At 67.2% G+C, this 19086-nt stretch carries 15 protein-coding genes; 11 read left to right on the top strand and 4 right to left on the bottom strand.

Annotated features, from left to right (window positions below; all coding sequences use genetic code 11):
• Positions 1–1206, top strand: a complete 1206-nt coding sequence (locus tag AC6CIE_RS18060) for a molybdopterin molybdotransferase MoeA (RefSeq protein ID WP_175124511.1) — start codon at positions 1–3, stop codon at positions 1204–1206.
• Here the strand turns inward: AC6CIE_RS18060 and mobA are convergent.
• From mobA to AC6CIE_RS18045, 3 genes are read right to left on the bottom strand one after another with little or no spacing between them, the layout of a single operon-like run.
• Positions 1191–1811, bottom strand: a complete 621-nt coding sequence (mobA, locus tag AC6CIE_RS18055; protein WP_498093396.1) for a molybdenum cofactor guanylyltransferase MobA — start codon at positions 1809–1811, stop codon at positions 1191–1193. The genes AC6CIE_RS18060 and mobA overlap by 16 nt on opposite strands.
• Before the next feature lie 7 nt (positions 1812–1818).
• Positions 1819–2919 (bottom strand): GTP 3',8-cyclase MoaA, encoded by a 1101-nt coding sequence (gene moaA, locus AC6CIE_RS18050; protein WP_175124510.1) that lies wholly within the window; start codon positions 2917–2919, stop codon positions 1819–1821.
• 7 nt (positions 2920–2926) lie between these two features.
• Entirely contained in the window at positions 2927–4036 is a 1110-nt protein-coding gene (locus tag AC6CIE_RS18045) for a substrate-binding domain-containing protein (protein ID WP_175124509.1), read from the bottom strand.
• Between the two features lie 158 nt (positions 4037–4194).
• Between AC6CIE_RS18045 and AC6CIE_RS18040 the strand changes: the two genes are divergently transcribed.
• From AC6CIE_RS18040 to AC6CIE_RS17995, 10 genes are all read left to right on the top strand, one after another.
• Complete coding sequence (locus tag AC6CIE_RS18040) at positions 4195–4752, top strand: formate dehydrogenase subunit gamma (protein ID WP_056571757.1); 558 nt, start codon at positions 4195–4197, stop codon at positions 4750–4752.
• Complete coding sequence (locus tag AC6CIE_RS18035; protein WP_218343100.1) at positions 4749–6329, top strand: formate dehydrogenase beta subunit; 1581 nt, start codon at positions 4749–4751, stop codon at positions 6327–6329. The genes AC6CIE_RS18040 and AC6CIE_RS18035 overlap by 4 nt, the downstream gene beginning before the upstream one ends.
• 13 nt (positions 6330–6342) lie before the next feature.
• Positions 6343–9219, top strand: coding sequence for a formate dehydrogenase subunit alpha (gene fdhF / locus AC6CIE_RS18030; RefSeq protein ID WP_175137748.1), 2877 nt, complete (start codon positions 6343–6345; stop codon positions 9217–9219).
• Positions 9220–9245: 26 nt separating this feature from the next.
• Positions 9246–10067 carry a formate dehydrogenase accessory sulfurtransferase FdhD gene (gene fdhD, locus AC6CIE_RS18025; RefSeq protein ID WP_239212864.1) on the top strand — a complete coding sequence of 274 codons (822 nt, stop codon included), beginning with the start codon at positions 9246–9248 and terminating at the stop codon, positions 10065–10067.
• Between the two features lie 17 nt (positions 10068–10084).
• Positions 10085–10342, top strand: coding sequence for a formate dehydrogenase subunit delta (locus AC6CIE_RS18020; protein ID WP_105240256.1), 258 nt, complete (start codon positions 10085–10087; stop codon positions 10340–10342).
• Positions 10343–10470: 128 nt separating this feature from the next.
• Complete coding sequence (locus tag AC6CIE_RS18015; protein ID WP_191576062.1) at positions 10471–12138, top strand: OFA family MFS transporter; 1668 nt, start codon at positions 10471–10473, stop codon at positions 12136–12138.
• 141 nt (positions 12139–12279) lie between these two features.
• Positions 12280–13404, top strand: a complete 1125-nt coding sequence (locus AC6CIE_RS18010; protein ID WP_498093209.1) for a methyltransferase — start codon at positions 12280–12282, stop codon at positions 13402–13404.
• A gap of 180 nt (positions 13405–13584) precedes the next feature.
• Positions 13585–14097 carry a sigma-70 family RNA polymerase sigma factor gene (locus AC6CIE_RS18005; RefSeq protein WP_175124502.1) on the top strand — a complete coding sequence of 171 codons (513 nt, stop codon included), beginning with the start codon at positions 13585–13587 and terminating at the stop codon, positions 14095–14097.
• Positions 14094–15077 (top strand): FecR domain-containing protein, encoded by a 984-nt coding sequence (locus AC6CIE_RS18000; protein WP_498093207.1) that lies wholly within the window; start codon positions 14094–14096, stop codon positions 15075–15077. Before AC6CIE_RS18005 ends, AC6CIE_RS18000 begins: the two co-directional genes overlap by 4 nt.
• A 183-nt stretch (positions 15078–15260) precedes the next feature.
• Positions 15261–17735 (top strand): TonB-dependent siderophore receptor, encoded by a 2475-nt coding sequence (locus AC6CIE_RS17995; protein ID WP_498093205.1) that lies wholly within the window; start codon positions 15261–15263, stop codon positions 17733–17735.
• A 100-nt stretch (positions 17736–17835) separates the two neighbouring features.
• Here the strand turns inward: AC6CIE_RS17995 and AC6CIE_RS17990 are convergent, their stop codons facing one another.
• A complete protein-coding gene (locus AC6CIE_RS17990; protein WP_175124499.1) occupies positions 17836–19080 on the bottom strand; it encodes an arsenic transporter in 1245 nt (414 codons plus the stop codon).
• Positions 19081–19086 lie beyond the last annotated feature (6 nt).

Genomic DNA, 19086 nt, shown 5'->3' with positions numbered 1-19086 from the left:
ATGCTGGATTTCGATCAAGCTCAGACCCTGCTGGCCAACGCCGCCGCCCCCCTCCAACGCACCGAGCACGTCGACCTGGCGAATGCCAGCGGCCGGGTGCTCGCCACCCATCTTGACGCCACGGTGGACATTCCGCCGGCCGACAACAGCGCCATGGACGGCTACGCGCTGCGCCTGGCCGACTGGAGTCCGGAAGCGCGACTGCCGATCCAGCAGCGCTGCTACGCCGGCGACGTGCCCGAGCCGCTCAAGCCCGGCCAAGCCATTCGCCTGTTCACCGGCAGCGTGATTCCGGCGGGCGCCGATGTGGTCGTCATGCAGGAAGACACGACCGAAGCCGACAACCATGTGCAGATTTCGCGCGAGCCGCGCCCGGGCCAGCACATCCGCCGCCGCGGCGAAGACACGATGGCAGGCGCCGCGCTGCTGCCGGCGGGTACGCTGCTGCAGGCCGCGCACGTTGCTCTGCTGGCCTCGCAAGGCATGGCCACCGTGCCCGTTTACGGTCAGCTTCGCGTCGGCATCCTGACTACCGGCGACGAACTGGTCCTGCCGGGGCAGCCGCGCGCCACGGAACAGATCTACAACTCCAATGGCCCGATGCTGGCGGCGATGGTGCGCGGCATGAGCGCCCTGCCCGTCCACGTGCTGCATGCCCGCGATACCGAGGCCGACCTGCTGGCCGCCTTCAAGACGCTGCTGGCCGATTGCGATCTGGTGCTGAGCGTCGGCGGCGTGTCGGTCGGCGAGCGCGATCTGGTCAAGCCGGCGCTGGCCGCGCTGGGCGGCGAGCTGTCGCTGTGGAAGGTGCGCATGAAGCCCGGCAAGCCGGTGGCGCTGGCGCAGATCGACGGCAAGCCCGTGGTCAGCCTGCCGGGCAATCCGGTGTCGGCCTATGCCGTCTTTGCCACGCTGGTGACGCCGCTGATGCGCCGCATGCAGGGCCGCGAAGAAATCTTCCCGCCGGTCAGCCAACTGCCGCTGCGCACCGCGCAGCCGCGCCAGGATGGCCGCGAGGAATTCCTGCGCGTGCAGTGCCGCGTGGCGGACGAAGGCGGCAGCGAGCTCGTGCCTTACGGCCATCAGGGGTCGGGCGTGATCAGCTCATTGCCGTGGTCCACTGGCTTGGCGCGCCTGCCGGCGGATGTGCTGGTGCAGGACAGGGACACGGTCTCGTACTACGACCTGCGTCACTGGCTGGCGTAGCGTTCCGCCAGCGCCAGATCTTCTGGCGTGTTGACGTTCATGAAGGCATGCGGCGGCGCGTCGTCGAAATTCGCTTCGACCGCGCCCGCCCTCGCCTGCCACAACCCGACCTTGCGGTCACCACCGCGCAGGTAGGCCAGCAATTCAGGTAGCAGCGCCGTGCGAAGCGCCATGCAGGCGGAATGCCGCTGGCCGTGGGCGACGGCATAGGCCATTGACGCATCTGCGGCGAGTGCCGCGCCGATCAGGCGCTGTGCCAGACCGGCGGGCACGAAAGGGGTGTCGCACGGCGTGACGACCAGCCACTGCGGCGCGGCGGTATCTTGCAGAGAAACCGCCGACAGTGCCGCCGCAATACCCATCAACGGCCCTTGCCAGTCGCCCAGTTCAGACGCATCGTCCGCCACCACTTCGCCGTATTGCGCATACACCGCGGCATGCCGGTTTGCGCTGATGATCAAGCGTCCGACCTGCGGCGCCAGACAACGCGCCACGTGAGCCGCCATCGGTTCGCCGCGCAAGATGACCAGTCCCTTGTCCTGCCCGTTCATGCGGGAGCCCTGGCCGCCGGCCAGGATCAATCCGGCCACGTCGTCACGCGCCATTGAGGATTCAGCCACCGATGTAGCTCATCTCGATCTTGCGCGACGGGTCAGCCATGTTCTGGCCGCGCAGTTCGGAATAGTTGTCGCCGCGCGCGGACCAGATGCCCGCCAGGATGCGCGCCATTTCCTCGTCCGTCGCGCCGTCGCGTAACGGGGCGCGCAGATCGTGGCCTTCATGGGCGAAGAGGCACATGTAGAGCTTGCCTTCGGGTGACAGGCGGGCCCGCGTACAGCCGCCGCAGAAGGCGTGCGTGACGCTGGAGATGACGCCGACCTCGCCGCCACCATCCACGTAGCGCCAGCGTTCGGCCACGCGGCCCATTTCGACGGATTCCACGGGTTCCAGCGGATAGACCGCGCCGATGCGGTCCAGGACCTCGCGCGACGGCACCACTTCGTCGAGGTTCCAGCCGTTGCTGTTGCCCACGTCCATGTATTCGATGAAGCGCAGGATGTGGCCGCTGTGGCGGAAGCGCTCGGCCATCGGCAGGATCTGCCCGTCGTTCAGCCCCTTGCGCACCACCATATTGACCTTGACGGGCGCGAGGCCCGCCTCTGCCGCGGCATCGATGCCGCGCAGCACGTCGTCCGGCGTGAAGCCGCTGTCGCTCATGCCCTGGAACATGGCCGCATCCAGCGCATCCAGGCTGACCGTCACGCGGGTGAGCCCGGCGCTTTTCAGCGCGGCGGCCTTGCGCGCGAGGACGCTGCCGTTGGTGGTGAGCGTCAGGTCCAGCGGCCGGCCCTGCGGCGTGCGCAGGTCGGCCAGCATGCCGACCAGGTTTTCGATGTGCTTGCGCAGCAGCGGCTCGCCGCCGGTCAGGCGGATCTTTTCAACGCCCAACTGCGTGAAGATGCCGGCCAGCCGGCTGATTTCTTCGAAGGACAGCAGCGCCGAATGCGGCATGAAGCTGTAGCTGCTGTCGAAGACTTCGCGCGGCATGCAGTACGTGCACCGGAAGTTGCAGCGGTCGGTGACGGAAATGCGCAGGTCGCGCAGCGGACGCGCGCGCTGGTCCAGCGCGGGCTGTCCGGGCGGCGGCAGTTCCCCGGGCGGCACGGAAAGCGGCGCGCCGCGGTGATCGGCAAGGAAAATCACTTTGCTCATTGGCACATCATATCCCGGCGGATCGCGGTGCGCGTTCACGGGGGAACGCCTCGTCCAGGGTCTGCAGCCGGCCGGTATCGCGGGCGTCGTAGCCGATGAGCTGGCCCACGTAACCGACATAGTCCGGCCCGCGCATGATGGACAGCAGATCCTGCATGGCCGGCGTGTCCAACGACGCCTTGCGGATGGCGAAGAAATACCGCTCGCGCACCAAGGGGATGAAGTCCAGTCCGAAGCGGCAGGCCGCCGTCTCCACGCCGACCCCGGTGTCGGCCATGCCGCTGGCAATGTGCGCGGCGATCGCCATGTGGGTGAATTCGTTGGTCTCGTAGCCCTGCACTTCGCCGATCGATACGCCGGCGCGCTGCAGCATCAGGCCGACCAGGTAGCGCGTGCTGGAACCGATCTGCCGGTTCACGAAGCGCACGTCACGGCGCGCCAGGTCCGCCATGCCGCGTATCTGCTTGGGATTGCCGGCGGTGACGAACAGCCCCGTGTTGCGCACGGCCAGATGGATCAGCATGTAGTCGTCCGCATGCAGCCACTGCGCGTAGCGTTCCATGATGGGGGATTCGAAATCGCCCAGCGGCACCTGGAAACCCGCAAGATCGCACTCGTGCCGTTCCAGCGACGCCAGCGCCTCGATCGCAGTGCGATAGCGCAATTCCAGCCCGGGTGTGCGGCCGCTCATGTGCTGCATCAGCGATTCCACCGCAAAGCCGTGGCTGGCATGCAGGCGCAGGTGAGGACCGCTTTCGGGCAGCAGGCGTTCAAGTTCCTCTTGCAGTTCGGACGCCATGCTGTCCAGCGTGGGCATCAGCCGCGCCTCGATCCGCCGGTTCGCCCACAGCAGGCGCTCCGCAAACGGCGACAACTGCGTGCCCTGGCGGCGATTGGTGATGAGAAGTTGCGTGCCAAAGAGCGTCTCGAAGCGCCGCAACACGCCCCAGGCGTGCCGGTACGACAGCCCGCACGCGCGACAGGCGCCGGCGATGTTGCCGGTGGCGTCGATGGCCGCCAGCAGCGCAAGCATGTCCTGCAACGGCACGGGGGTCGCCTCGTCGTCTCCGCCCAATGTCCATTGCGGCCGCAGGCCGATTCGGAACTTATATGTCATTTATTTCTTATTGAAGGCGTTCAAGTACCTCGTTAGAGTACACAAATAACGCGGCGGATGCGTGTTTTATATGTTTTTTTAAACATATTAATTTGCCCTCATCCGACCGCCACATAAGCCCCCGTTGACGGGGTCACGCAACACAGGAGGAGACCGACGTGCACCTGCGCGAGGCAAAATCCGATCTGGCATCCAGCGGTGGGGCCCGGGGCGGCAAGCTGGCCCTGGACGCCGCCCAGGCATCCACCACCCCGGCCATCGCGGCCACGGCCCGCATCCTTGCCCGGCTGCAAGACCAGCCCGGCCCGCTGCTCCCGGTGCTGCACGCGGTCCAGCACGAACTGGGCTGTATTCCGGCCGAGGCGGTGCAAACCATCGCCGAGGCCCTGAACCTCTCCCGCGCCGAAGTCCACGGCGTCATCACGTTCTATCCCCATTTCCGCACCGAGCCGGCCGCGCGCCACACGCTCGAGGTCTGCCGCGCCGAAGCCTGTCAGTCCATGGGCGGCGAACGCCTGGCCGCCCATGCGCGCACCGCGCTGGGCTGTGACTTCCACGGCAGCACGCCGGACGGCAACTTCACGCTGGAGCCTGTGTATTGCCTGGGCCTGTGCGCGCAGTCGCCCGCCGTCATGATCGACGGCCAGCCCCACGCCCGCGTCACCGAAGCCAAGCTTGACCGCCTGCTGGCCCGCACGCTGGAGGACACGCCATGAGCGCCCCCGTCGTCATCTACGTGCCGCGCGACGCCGCGGCGCTGGCCATGGACGCCGACACCGTGGCCCGCGACATCGAACGCATGGCCGACCAGCGCGGCCTGTCCGTGCAGGTGGTGCGCAACGGCTCGCGCGGCCTGCTGTGGCTGGAACCTCTAGTCGAAATCGCCACGCCGCAAGGCCGCGTCGCCTACGGTCCGGTGCAGCCGGAAGACGTGGCGTCGCTGTTCGACGCCGGCTGGCTCACGGGCGGCGACCACGCGCTGCGCCTGGGATTGACCGAGGAAATTCCTTACCTCAAGCATCAAGAGCGCCTGACGTTCGCCCGCGTCGGCGTGATCGATCCGCTGTCGTTGCAGGACTACGCCGCGCATGGCGGGCTGCAAGGCCTGAAACGCGCGCTGGCCATGGCGCCCGCTCAGATCGTCGACGAAATGGTCGAATCCGGTCTGCGCGGCCGCGGCGGCGCAGCGTTCCCCACCGGCATCAAATGGAAGACCGTGGCGGGCACGCCCGGCGACACCAAGTACATCGTCTGCAATGCCGACGAAGGCGACTCGGGCACGTTTGCCGACCGCCTGCTGATGGAAGGCGATCCGTACGTCCTGATCGAAGGCATGACCATCGCCGGACTGGCGGTCGGCGCGACCTACGGCTACATCTACGTCCGGTCTGAATACCCGCACGCCATCGCCACGCTCGAAGCCGCCATCGAACGCGCCCGCAGCGTCGGCTGGCTGGGCAACGACGTGCATGGCAGCGGCCGCCGCTTCGACCTGGAAGTGCGCAAGGGCGCCGGCGCCTACATCTGCGGCGAAGAAACCTCGCTGCTGGAAAGCCTGGAAGGCAAGCGCGGCGTGGTGCGAGCCAAACCGCCGCTGCCGGCCATTTCCGGTCTGTTCGGCAAGCCCACCGTCATCAACAACGTGATTTCGCTGGCCACCGTGCCGATCATCCTGGCCAAAGGCGCGGCGTACTACCGCGACTACGGCGTGGGCCGTTCGCATGGCACGCTGCCATTCCAGTTGGCCGGCAACCTCAAGCAAGGCGGGCTGGTGGAAAAGGCCTTTGGCCTCAGCCTGCGCGATCTGCTGTATGAGTTCGGCGGCGGCAGCGCGTCCGGCAGGCCGCTGCGGGCGGTGCAGGTTGGCGGTCCGCTGGGCGCCTATCTGCCCGAATCGCAATGGGACGTGCCGCTGGATTACGAAGCCTATATCCAGATCTCGGCCATGATCGGCCACGGCGGTCTGGTGGCGTTTGACGACACCGTGGACATGGCGCGCATGGCGCGCTACGCCATGGAGTTCTGCGCCATCGAGTCCTGTGGCAAGTGCACGCCCTGTCGCATCGGTTCGACGCGCGGCATGGAAACCATCGACAAGATCGCCGCTGGCGGCCAGAGCCGCGACCAGCGCGAGCAGCAGGTGCATCTGCTGCGCGACCTGTGCGACACGATGCTTGGCGGTTCGCTGTGCGCGCTGGGGGGCATGGCGCCCTACCCGGTGCTGTCCGCGCTGAACCATTTTCCGCAGGACTTCGGCATCGAGTCCTCCCAGTCTGCCGCCCACGCGGCCTGAACCCGAGACCGCCATGCTAGAAACCGTCATCAAGCGCGATCGCGACATGGGCACGCCGGCGCGCGTGTCCGAAAAGACCGTCACCCTGACCATCGACGGCCAGGAGATCACCGTCCCCGAAGGCACGTCGCTGATGCGCGCGGCCGCGGATGCGGGCATCAACATTCCCAAGCTCTGCGCCACCGACAGCCTGGAACCCTTCGGCTCCTGCCGCCTGTGCCTGGTGCAGATCGAAGGCCGCCGCGGCTATCCGGCGTCCTGTACGACGCCCGCCGAGAACGGCATGGTGGTCTTCACCGAAACCCCCAAGCTGCACGACCTGCGGCGCGGCGTGATGGAACTGTACATTTCGGACCATCCGCTCGACTGCCTGACCTGTCCGGCCAACGGCGACTGCGAACTGCAGGACATGGCGGGCGTGGTGGGCCTGCGCAACGTGCGCTACGGCTACGAGGGCGCCAACCACCTGAAGGCCGAAAAAGACGAGTCCAACCCGTACTTCACCTTCGACGCGTCCAAGTGCATCGTCTGCAACCGCTGCGTGCGCGCCTGCGAAGAAACCCAGGGCACGTTCGCGCTGACGATCTCCGGCAAGGGGTTTGATTCGCATGTGTCGGCCGGGCAGGACCAGCCCTTCCTCGATAGCGAATGCGTGTCCTGCGGCGCCTGCGTCCAGGCCTGCCCCACGTCCACCCTGCAGGAAAAGACCGTCATCATGATGGGCCAGGCCGAGCACTCGGTCGTCACCACCTGCGCCTACTGCGGCGTGGGCTGCGGCTTCAAGGCCGAAATGAAGGGCCAGGAAGTCGTGCGCATGGTCCCCTGGAAGGACGGGCAGGCCAACCGCGGCCATTCCTGCGTGAAGGGGCGATTTGCCTGGGGCTACGCCACGCACAAGGAACGCGTGCTCAAGCCCATGATCCGCAAGCACATCACGGATTCCTGGAAGGAAGTGTCCTGGGACGAAGCCATCAACTACGCGGCCTCGGAATTCCGCCGCATCCAAAGCCAGTACGGGCGGGACGCGGTGGGCGGCATCACTTCCTCGCGCTGCACCAACGAAGAAACGTGGCTGGTGCAAAAGCTGGTGCGCGCCGCTTTCGGCACGAACAACGTCGACACCTGCGCGCGCGTTTGCCATTCGCCCACCGGCTACGGCCTGAAGCAGACGCTGGGCGAATCGGCGGGCACGCAGACCTTTGACTCCGTCATGCATACCGACGTGGTCATCGTCATGGGCGCCAACCCCAGCAGCGGGCACCCGGTGTTCGCCTCGCGCCTGAAGCGGCGGCTGCGCGAAGGCGCGCGGCTCATCGTCATCGATCCGCGCCGCATCGAGCTCGTCAGCTCGCCGCACATCAAGGCCGACTTCCACCTGCAGGTGCGGCCCGGCACCAACACCGCGCTGCTGTCCTCGCTGGCGCACGTCATCGCCACCGAAGGCCTGATCGCCGAAGACTTTGTCGCCGAGCGCTGCGAGGAAAAGGCATTCCGGGAATGGCGCGATTTCGTCTCGCTGCCCGAGAACTCGCCGGAAGCCATGGAAGAAATCACCGGCGTGCCGGCGCAGGCGGTGCGCGGCGCGGCGCGCCTGTTTGCCACGGGCGGCAACGGCTCCATCTATTACGGCCTGGGCGTCACGGAGCACAGCCAGGGTTCGACCACCGTCATGGCGATCGCCAACCTGGCGATGGCCACCGGCAACATCGGGCGCGAAGGTGTGGGGGTCAATCCGCTGCGCGGCCAGAACAACGTGCAGGGCTCGTGCGACATGGGCTCGTTCCCGCACGAACTGCCCGGCTACCGCCACATCTCCGACAACACCGTGCGCGCGCAATTCGAAAAAGACTGGGGCGTCACGCTGCAGCCCGAGCCCGGCCTGCGCATCCCCAACATGTTCGAAGCCGCGCTGGGCGGGTCGTTCAAGGGTCTGTACTGCCAGGGCGAGGACATCGTGCAGTCCGATCCCAATACGCAGCACGTGGCGGCGTCGCTGGCGGCGATGGAATGCATCGTCGTGCAGGACCTGTTCCTGAACGAGACCGCGAAGTACGCGCACGTCTTCCTGCCGGGTTCCTCGTTCCTGGAAAAGGACGGCACTTTCACCAATGCCGAGCGCCGCATTTCCCGGGTGCGCAAGGTGATGGAACCCAAGAACGGCAAGTCCGACTGGGAAGTGACCGTGGCGCTGTCCAACGCGCTGGGTTACCCCATGAACTACAAGCACCCGCGCGAGATCATGGAAGAGATCGCGCGGCTGACGCCCACGTTCGCCGGCGTCACGTACGACAAGCTCGACAAGCTGGGCAGCCTGCAATGGCCGTGCAACGACGACGCGCCGGACGGCACGCCGATCATGCACATCGACCAGTTCGTGCGCGGCAAGGGCCGCTTCATGATCACCAAGTACGTGCCCACCGATGAACGCAGCACGCGCCGCTTCCCGCTGCTGTTGACCACCGGCCGCATCCTGTCGCAATACAACGTGGGCGCGCAGACGCGCCGCACGCCCAATGTCATGTGGCACGGCGAGGACGTGCTGGAAATCCATCCGCAGGACGCCGAGGACCGGGGCGTGGCCGAGGGCGACTGGGTCGGCATCCAGAGCCGCGCGGGTGAAACCGTGCTGCGCGCCACGCTGACCGACCGCGTGCAGCCGGGCGTGGTATACACCACGTTCCACTTTCCCGAGTCCGGCGCCAACGTCGTCACCACCGACAGCTCCGACTGGGCGACCAACTGCCCCGAGTACAAGGTCACGGCCGTGCAGGTGACGCGCGTGTCGCAGCCGTCGGAATGGCAGCGGCAATGGTCGCGATTTGCGGATATCCAGCAAAAGCTCCTGCGCGAACGCTCGCGCGAGTCCGAGGCGGCGCTGACCGGGAAGTAACCGACAGCCAGCACGCCAGGGATCCCATGCCTACGCCGACCACCGCCCGCCCCGACTGCACGCCGACCCAGGTCATCCGCGTGCGATCGGGGGCCATCGCCCCCGACGCCGAGACTGACTTCGTCGCCGAGGAAACGCCGGTGGCGCTGGAATACAACGGCATCAGCCACGCCACCATGCTGGCCACGCCGGCGGACCTGGAAGACTTTGCCGTGGGGTTCTCGTTGTCCGAAGGCATCATCGGCAGCGTCAGCGACGTGCGCGGCATCGATCTGCTGCCGCAATGCGGCGGCATCGTGGTGCAGCTGGAAATCTCGTCCGCCTGTGAAATGCAGCTGAAGACGCGGCGCCGCGCCATGGCCGGACGCACCGGCTGCGGCCTGTGCGGCGTCGAAACCCTGCCCGAAGTGCTGCGGCCGGTGGCCCCGGTGACCAACGGCGCACCCGTGCGCATCGAGGCCGTGCTGGCCGCCATGCGCGACATGCGCGCGCGCCAGACGCTGCACGACATCACCGGCGCCACGCACGCGGCGGGCTGGGCGGGCGCCGATGGCGCCGTCGCTCTTGTACGCGAAGACGTGGGCCGCCACAACGCGCTGGACAAGCTGGCCGGTGCGTTGGCGCGCCAGGCGGTCAATGGCAGCGACGGCATCGTCGTGGTGTCCAGCCGGGCCAGCTTCGAGATGGTGCAAAAGACGGCATCCGCCGGCGTCGCCGTGCTGGCCTCGGTCTCCGCCCCCACCGCCCTGGCCATCCGCCTGGCCACCGACGCCAACGTGACGCTCTTGGGCTTCACGCGCGATGGCGACGCCGCCATCTACACCCACCCTGAACGCATCCTTACCTGAACCGGACGCCAGACAGCATGGAAATCGTCAACCTGATCCGCATGGCCAACCGCATCGGCCAGTTCTTCGACGCCATGCCGGACCGGCCCGAGGCGCTGGAAGGCGTCACCAATCACATCCAGAAATTCTGGGAACCGCGCATGCGCAACGAGTTGCTGGACTTCCTGGCGCGCAGCCCCGACGGCGATGCCGGCGAAGAACAGCTGCATCCGCTGGTGCTGCAGGCGGTCACCCAGCATCGCGAGCGTCTCACCCCGCTTGCGCGCGTCGCATAGCGCACCCGGGCCGCCGCATGACGGCCCGCCCCGAAGTGGCAGGACAGCAACAGATCCATAAAAGAGGCGGCGTCACCGGGCTTTTCCGGGCTACGCACGCTATAAAGCCGCACCCCTGAGGAGACATCATGGAAAGTAGCGCCACCCTGGACCTGCCCGGCTCAAGGCCGGGTTTTTTCGACAAAGAACGCACCATCGCGGGGCCGGGCTTCTCGCGCTGGCTGGTGCCGCCGGCCGCCCTGGCCATCCACCTGTGCATCGGCATGGCCTACGGCTTTTCCGTGTTCTGGCTGCCGTTGTCCAAGGTGGTGGGCGGCGCGAAGCCGCTGGCCTGCCCGCCGGACATGAGCCTCGTGGCCGAGCTCTTCACCACGAGCTGTGACTGGAAAATCTCGACGATGGGGTGGATGTACACCCTGTTCTTCGTGCTGCTGGGATGTTCGGCCGCGCTGTGGGGCGGCTGGCTGGAACGTGCGGGCCCGCGCAAGGCAGGCGTCGTGTCGGCGCTGTGCTGGTGCGGCGGCCTGGTCATTTCGGCCATCGGCATCTACCTGCACCAGATGTGGATGCTGTGGCTGGGGTCGGGCGTGATCGGGGGCATCGGGCTGGGGCTGGGGTATATCTCGCCGGTGAGCACGCTGATCAAGTGGTTCCCGGACCGCCGCGGCATGGCGACCGGCATGGCCATCATGGGCTTTGGCGGCGGCGCCATGATCGGCGCGCCGCTGGCCGACCTGCTGATGCGTCACTTCGCCACGCCGACCTCGCCGGGCGTCTGGCAGACCTTTCTGACCATGGCGCTGGTGTACTTCATCTTCATGATGTCGGGCGCCCTGGGCTACCGCGTGCCGCCCACCGGCTGGAAACCCGCCGGCTGGACGCCGCCCGCCAAGCAGGTCAATAACGTGATGATCACGCAGCGTCACGTCCACGTGAAGCGCGTGTGGGGCGTGCCGCAGTTCTGGCTGGTCTGGTGGGCGCTGTGCCTGAACGTCACCGCGGGCATCGGCATTCTGGGGATGGCGTCGCCGCTGCTGCAAGAAGTGTTCGGCGGCGGGCTCATCGACAAGCCTGAACTGGGGTTTGGCCAGCTCGACAAGGACCAGCTCGCGGCCATCGCCGCCATTGCCGCCGGTTTCACGGGCCTGCTCAGCCTCTTCAACATCGGCGGCCGCTTCTTCTGGGCCAGCCTGTCGGACAAGCTGGGCCGCAAGATGACGTACTTCGTCTTCTTCGTGCTGGGCTTCTTTTTGTACGCCGCCATCCCCTGGACCGCGCACATCGGCGCCCTGGCGCTCTTCGTGGCGGCGTTCTGCGTCATCCTGTCGATGTACGGCGGCGGCTTTGCCACGGTGCCGGCCTACCTGGCCGACCTGTTCGGCACCCAGATGGTGGGCGCCATCCATGGCCGGCTGCTGACCGCGTGGTCGGCGGCGGGCATCTTCGGCCCGGTTCTCGTCAACTACATCCGCGAGTACCAGTTGTCCATCGGCGTGCCGCGCGCCCAGGTGTATGACATCACCATGTACATCCTGGCCGGCATGCTGGTCGTGGGCTTTTTGTGCAACCTGGCCATCCGCCCGGTCAACGCCAAGTACTTCATGACCGACGAGGAACTGGCCAAGGAAAAGGCGCTGGCGCACGAGCGCGCCGTCGCCTCTGAAACCCACGGCGTGGGCAAGTCCAACTTCCGCACCCCGCCCGCGCTGATCGCCTTTGCATGGGCGTGCGTCGGCATCCCGCTGGCCTGGGGCATCTGGATCACGCTGCAAAAGGCCGTCGTCCTGTTCCACTGACCCCATCCTGCCGCGGCGCCGCATGCGCCGCGCGGCAGTTCCAGGGCGCGAAGCTGCTACATTGGCAGCCCGCGCCCTTATCTTTTATGTGCCATTTCCCATGATCCTGCCCTTCCCCCTTTTCCCCACCGGAGCGACCTCTTGAACGCGCCTGAACTGCATTGGGAAGAAAACGGCGTCGCCCGCTCGGCCCGCTGGCACTCGGAAACCGGCGCCACGCCGCCCAAGCGCGTCATCGTCGCCGACGACACGCTGACCGCCGACATGGCCTACCGCCACGCCTGCGAAGGCGTCGGCCTGCTGTGGCGCGGCGACTTCCAGAACGCGCGCCAGCTGTTGCAGGCCATCACGCGCCGCGTCGACAAGCGCCCGCGCAAGCCGGTCGAAACCCAGCTCGAAGCCTTCAACCAGCATCGGCAGGTCCAGTCGCAGCGCGCCCGCATCCTGGGCATGCTGCTGATTCCCTTCGATGCCGGCCACACCATCCCCCTGCGCCGCGCGCCCGACGCGCATCCGGCCTGCGAAGCCGCGCACGTGCCGGGCGATACGCCATTCGTGGCGTCGCTGCGCGAGCTGCTGGGCCTGATCGGCGCCTATGAATGGCGCAGGAAGGGCGTGGAGATTCCCGCGCTGAACAACCGCATCCACCCGCACTACGGCGTGTTCTCGCCCGTGCGCGGCGAATATGTGGACCTGGTCGCCAACACCCCCATGCCGCGCGGCAGCGTGGCGTTTGATATCGGCACGGGCACCGGTGTTCTGGCCGCAGTGATTGCCCGCCGTGGCGGCAAGCGCGTCATCGCCACTGACACGGATGCCCGCGCCATCGCCTGCGCGCACGAGAACCTGGAACGTCTGGGCCTGTCGGGACAGGTCGAGGTCGAACAGACCGACCTGTTCCCCGAAGGCCGCGTGTCGCTGATCGTCTGCAACCCGCCGTGGCTGCCCGCGCGGCCCAGCTCGCCGCTGGAACATGCCGTGTACGACCCGGACAGCCGCATGCTGCGCGGGTTTCTGAATGGATTGAAAGACCATCTGACGCCGAACGGCGAAGGCTGGTTGATTCTGTCGGACCTGGCCGAGCACCTGGGGTTGCGCACGCGCGAGCAGTTGCTGGAGATGATCGAAACCGCCGGGCTGCGCGTGATCGACAAGCTGGATACGCGGCCGGTGCACGGCAAGGCGCGGGACGCGTCGGATCCGTTGTTCGCGGCGCGGTCGAAGGAAATGACGTCGCTGTGGAGATTGGGCGCAGCCGACGCCTGAAGGGCTTGAGGGTGCGGGGCTTTCGACGCCTGGCGGGAGCCCCTTTCAACCCCAGGTAGCGGAAGGCCGCGACCTCGGCTTGGGCGCAGCGGGAATGGGCGGGCGTGAAAAGAAATAGCCACGCGCCGCTGATTGGCTACAATTAGCAATCATTCCCATTAGCATCTGACCAGCAGACCCGTGCCGCCCGCCCCTTTTGCGTCCTCCGCCGAATTCGTCAGCCTGTACCGCGAGCACCATGGCTGGCTTGTGCAGATGCTGCGCCGCCGGCTTGCCGGCAATGCCGACAACGCCGCCGATCTGGCGCACGACACGTTCGAACGCGTCATGCGCAGCGAGTCTCGCGCCGCGTTTGCCGAGCCGCGCGGCTTTTTGACCACGGTTGCCAAGCGTCTGCTGATCGACCAATCGCGCCGCCGGGCGATCGAACAAGCCTATCTTGAGACGCTCGCCGCGCGCAGCGAAGACGTGGCGCCCAGTCCCGAGACGCATGCGTTGGTGGTCGAGGCGCTGGATGCCGTGTGCCGCATGATGGAGCAGTTGCCGGCGCGGGTGCGCCGGGTTTTCGTGCTGGCGCAGGTCGAAGGCCTGCCCTATCTGGACGTGGCGCGCGAGCTGGGCATTTCGGTGGCGGCCGTGCAGCGCGACATGATCAAGGCGTGGGAACACTGCTACACGGTGCTGTACGCATGAGCGCCGCGCACACCGAGCGGGTGCATCCCGACATCATCCGGCAGGCGGCGCAGTGGATGATGCGCGCCGGCGACGCCCCGGACGCCGCCACGCAGGCCGCCTGTACGCAATGGCGCGAAGCAGACGCGCGCCACGAACTGGCCTGGCAGCGCCTGCAGGGCATCAGCCAGGATCTGAAGGCTGCCACCACCGGCAACGTGTCGACCGCCGCCGCGGGGCAGACCATCCTGCGCTATTGCGACCAACGCTCGCGCCGCGGCGCCCTCAAATGGATGGCGGCCGGCGTCGGCCTGGGCGCGCTGGGCTGGATGGGCGCGCGCGAAGGGTTGTGGGACGGCAGCACGGTCTATCGCACCGCGACGGGCGAGCAGCGCGTCGTGCACCTGCCCGACGGCACCGTGCTGACCCTGAACACCGATTCGGCCGTGGCGATGCGCTATGACGCGCACCAGCGCCGCATCGAACTGCGCAGCGGCGAGATCCTGATCGCTACAGGCACCGACGACGCAGGCCGGCCTTTCGGCGTAAGAACGCCAAACGGCCTGCTGACGCCGCTGGGCACGCGCTTTTCCGTGCGCCAGATGGACGACAGCCGGGGCGCCACGCACGTCGCGGTATTCGAAGGCGCCGTGCAGGTGGAGCTGGACGCGCAAGCGCAGGCGCGCCGGGTCGTGCATGCGGGCGAGCAGGCCGAGTTCGACCGCCGCAGCCTGTCGCCCGTGACCGCGGTGAACGAAGCGGCGCCGGCCTGGACCGGCGGCATGCTGGTCGCGAACCGCATGCGGCTGGACCGGTTTGTGGCCGAGCTGGGCCGCTATCGCACCGGCATCGTGCGCTGCGACGCCGACGTGGCGCACCGCGAAGTCACCGGCGCGTTCCGGATCGACGACACCGACAAGGCGCTCGAGGTGCTTGCCGGCGTATTGGACCTGAGGCTGCGCTATCGCACGCGCTACTGGGTCAGCGTGGGCCGGGCATGAAGGCGCTGATTCGCGCCGATTCGTCGCCCGATTTCCCGCCCGATTTCGCCGCCCACCCACGGCGCATCCCGACTATTTTGTAACAACGCCGCAGATTTTCATTTCTGGTTCGTTAGACCAAGAGAAGGCCCCGAGGCGCCCGCGGGCCGCGCTTTTCAATCGACGAATCAGGAACCCCCAGCCATGGCACGACGCCATTCCCCTTCTCCCATCGCCTTGTCATCGTCCCCGCGCATGCGCTTGCGCCTAGCCGTCCACCTTGCCCTGACGGCGGCCGCCACATTCGCCGTCCCCGCCGCGTCGTGGGCGCAGGCCGCGTCGTCCGGCGAAGTCGCCTTTGCCATCGCACCCACCACGCTGGATGTCGCGCTGGGCCAGTTCGGCGTGGCCGCCAAGATCACGGTGGCCGCTTCGCCCGCCCTGACGCGCGGCGTGCAGACGCAAGGCTTGTCGGGCCGGTACACGGCGGAACAGGGCCTGTCCCGGTTGCTGGCCGGCACCGGCCTGCAGGCGGTCCCCAACGCCAACGGCGAGGGTTATCACCTGCGGCGCATCCCGCAGGACACGCCGGGCGTGTCCACGCTGGCGCCGGTGACGGTGACCGGCATGACCAACGATCCCGTCACCGAAGGCACCGGCAGCTACACCAGCCGTGTCGTCACCATCGGCAAGGGCCGCCAGACGCTGAAGGAAATTCCCCAGTCGGTCACCGTTGTGACCCGCCAGCGCATGGACGACCAGAACGCCAACACGCTTGACGAGGTGCTGGCCAACAGCACCGGCATGACGCTCTACAAGAGCCCGATGGGCGGCAGCTACGTGTATTCGCGCGGCTTTCGCGTGGACAGCTACCAGTTCGACGGCGTGAACCGCGCCTTCTACTATCCCCAGGCCGACAGCTTCACCACCGAAACCGTGACGCTGGACCGCGTGGAGATCATCCGCGGCGCCACCGGGCTGCTGCAAGGCGCCGGCTCGCCCAGCGCGGCCGTCAACCTGGTGCGCAAGCGCCCGCTTGCTGAAACCCAGGTGCAGATGCTGGCCAGCGGCGGCTCGTGGAACAACTATCGCGCCGACATCGACGCCAGCGCGCCGCTCAACGAAGCCGGCACGCTGCGCGCCCGCGGCGTGGCCAGCTACAACGACCGCGAATACTTCTACGACAGCGCGAAAAGCCGCACCGGCGTGCTGTACGGCGTGCTGAGCTATGACTTCACGCCGGACACCACCCTGACCGGCGGCGTCAGCTACGAGGAACTGCGCTCCACGCCCTTCTTCCACGGCCTGCCGCATTACAGCAACGGCGACGACATCGGTTTGAAGCGGTCAACCTCGCTTGGCCAGGACTGGAACCGCTGGAACGGCAAGCAGACCACCGTCTTTGCCGAGCTGGCGCATCGCTTCAACAAGGACTGGTCGCTCAAGCTGACCGGCACGTCCACCCAGGAATCCAACGATTCGAAGTACGCGTTCACGGAAGGCGCCGTGAATCCCGTGACCGGCCTGGGGCCCATGCTGTACGCAGGCCTGTTCGACATGTCCACGCACAACAAGGCGTTGAACCTGGATGTGGACGGCGCCTTCGAGGCGCTGGGCCGCAAGCACTCGGTGACCTTCGGCGCCAGCATCAACGAACTGACCAGCAAGAACGATTTCGCGCTGAACCGCCTGAACCGCGCCGTGAACGTGTGGAACCCGGATCACCATGTGCCGGAACCCACCGACGACTGGATGCGCGAGAACGCCTACCGCAGCGCCGCGACCATCGTGAAGATGAAGCAGACCGGCGTGTACGGCGTCGGCCGCTTCAGCCTGGCCGACCCGCTGACGCTGGTGGCCGGCGCGCGCGTGAGCTGGTACGAGAACACCAGCCGCTACCGCGACAGCGGCGAGCAGTACGTCGATCCCTACAAGGACAACGGCGTCGTCACGCCCTATGGCGGCCTGATCTACGCGTTCAATCCGCAGTGGTCCGGTTATGTCAGCTACGCGCAGATCTTCGAACCGCAGAATGCGGTGGACGCATCGGGCAAGGTGCTGGACCCCATCGTGGGCAAGAACTACGAAATCGGCCTGAAGGGCGAGCTGATGGATGGGCGCCTGAACACGTCCATCGCGCTCTTCCGCGTCGATCAGAAGAACCGCGCGCAAGAGGATCTGACCAGCGTGTGCTCGACGGGCGACATCTGCTACCTGTCGAGCGGCAAGGTGCGCAGCCAGGGTCTGGACGCCGAGATCAGCGGCGAAGTGGCACCTGGCTGGCAACTGTTTGCGGGCTACACGTTCAACACGCTGAAGTTCCTGGACGACACCTCGGTCACCAACACCAACTTCGCGCGCACCGTTACGCCCAAGCACATCCTGCGTCTGTGGTCCGACTACCGGCTGCCGGGTGAACTGTCGGCATGGTCGCTGGGCGGCGGCGTGAACTACCAGACGGGCAGCTACACGGAAACGCGCTCGGTGCGGGTCTCGCAGGGGTCTTACGCGGTGTGGAATGCGCGCGTCGCGTACCAGATCAACAAGAACTGGTCGGCGGCGTTGAACGTGAACAACATCTTCGACAAGACCTACTACCAGACCATCGGCGCGCCGGGCTGGGGCAGCTTCTATGGCGATCCGCGCAACGCGACGCTGACGGTCCGCGGCACGTTCTGACGCGGGACCGGAAAGGCGCGCGGCGCGCTGGCCATCGCCAGGCCTGCGCCGCGCGCCGCGTCAATTCAATAAGTGCAGCGTCAATTCAAAACGTGCGGCGTCAACTGAAGACGTGCAGCGCGCCCAACGCCAGAATCAGCGCAGGCGGCATCACCAAGACGCCCAGCCGCAGAAAGCTCAGCGCGCTGATGTGCATGCCTTCGCGGCGGACGGCCAGCAGCCACAGCAAGGTGGCGAGCGAGCCGCTGACCGACAGATTGGGACCCAGGTCGATACCGATCAGCAACGCAGCATTAGCCGTGCTGGACAGGTCGGCCATGCGCGCCAGCGTGCCCGCCATCAACCCCGCAGGCAGATTGTTGATGACGTTGCCCGACAGCGCGGCGCCCACGCCGCCAGCCCAAAGCGCGGCGTCCGCGGACAGGCCGCGCATCAGGTCCGCCAGATCCTGCAGCACGCCGCTGGCGGCCATGCCTTCGACCAATACGAACAGCCCGGCCACCAGGGGCAGCACGCCCCACGCGACACCCTTGATGAGCCGCAGCGGCCCCGACCGCGTTACCGCCAGCACCAGCGCCGCCGACACGCAGCCGGCAATCAGCGTCGGCAAGCCCAGGCGATGGCCGAGCGCCGACGTGATCAGCAGCGTCCCCGCCGTGAGGGCCACGCCCAGCGCGGCCATACGCAGCGGCCATGTCATGGGCGGCAACGGCGGCGAAGCTTTCAACGGCTGCCGCAGATCATCGCGAAACACCAGCCGAAGCGTCACGTACGTGGAGCCGATGGCCAAGACGGAGGGCAGCGCAAAGTGCGCCAGCCATGGCCCCAGCGCGGGCATGCGGTCGCCGAACACGACCAGATTGGCCGGATTCGAGATCGGCAGGACGAAGCTGGCCGCGTTGGCGATGAAGGCGCAGACGTACAGGTACGGCAACGGCGGCGCGCCGACCACCCGCGCCACAGCATAGACCGCGGGCGTCAGCACGACCGCGGTGGCATCGTTGGACAGCAGCACGGTGACCACCGTGCCCACCAGAAACACCAGATCGAAGAGCCGCCGGGCGGACCCGGCCGCGTGATCGGCAGCCGCCACCGCCACCCAGTCGAACAAGCCTGCCTGCCGGGCGACTTCTGCCACCAGCATCATGCCGATCAGGAACAGGTAGACGTCGGTGCCTTCCAGAATGGCGCTGCCCGCCTTGGCGGCCGGCAGCAAGCCCAGCGCCACCAGCGCGACCGCGCCGGCGGTGGCCCAAACGTACTCGGGGAGCCGCCACGGACGAAAAAGAATGGCCATGGTGGTCGCGGCGGCAATCAACCAGATCACGGCGTTGGATAGCGACATGCTTTC

The sequence above is a fragment of the Achromobacter sp. GQ309 genome (genome assembly GCF_059759315.1).
Note: the sequence above shows the minus strand (reverse complement) of the source record. Positions and strands in the feature narration are given on the sequence as shown.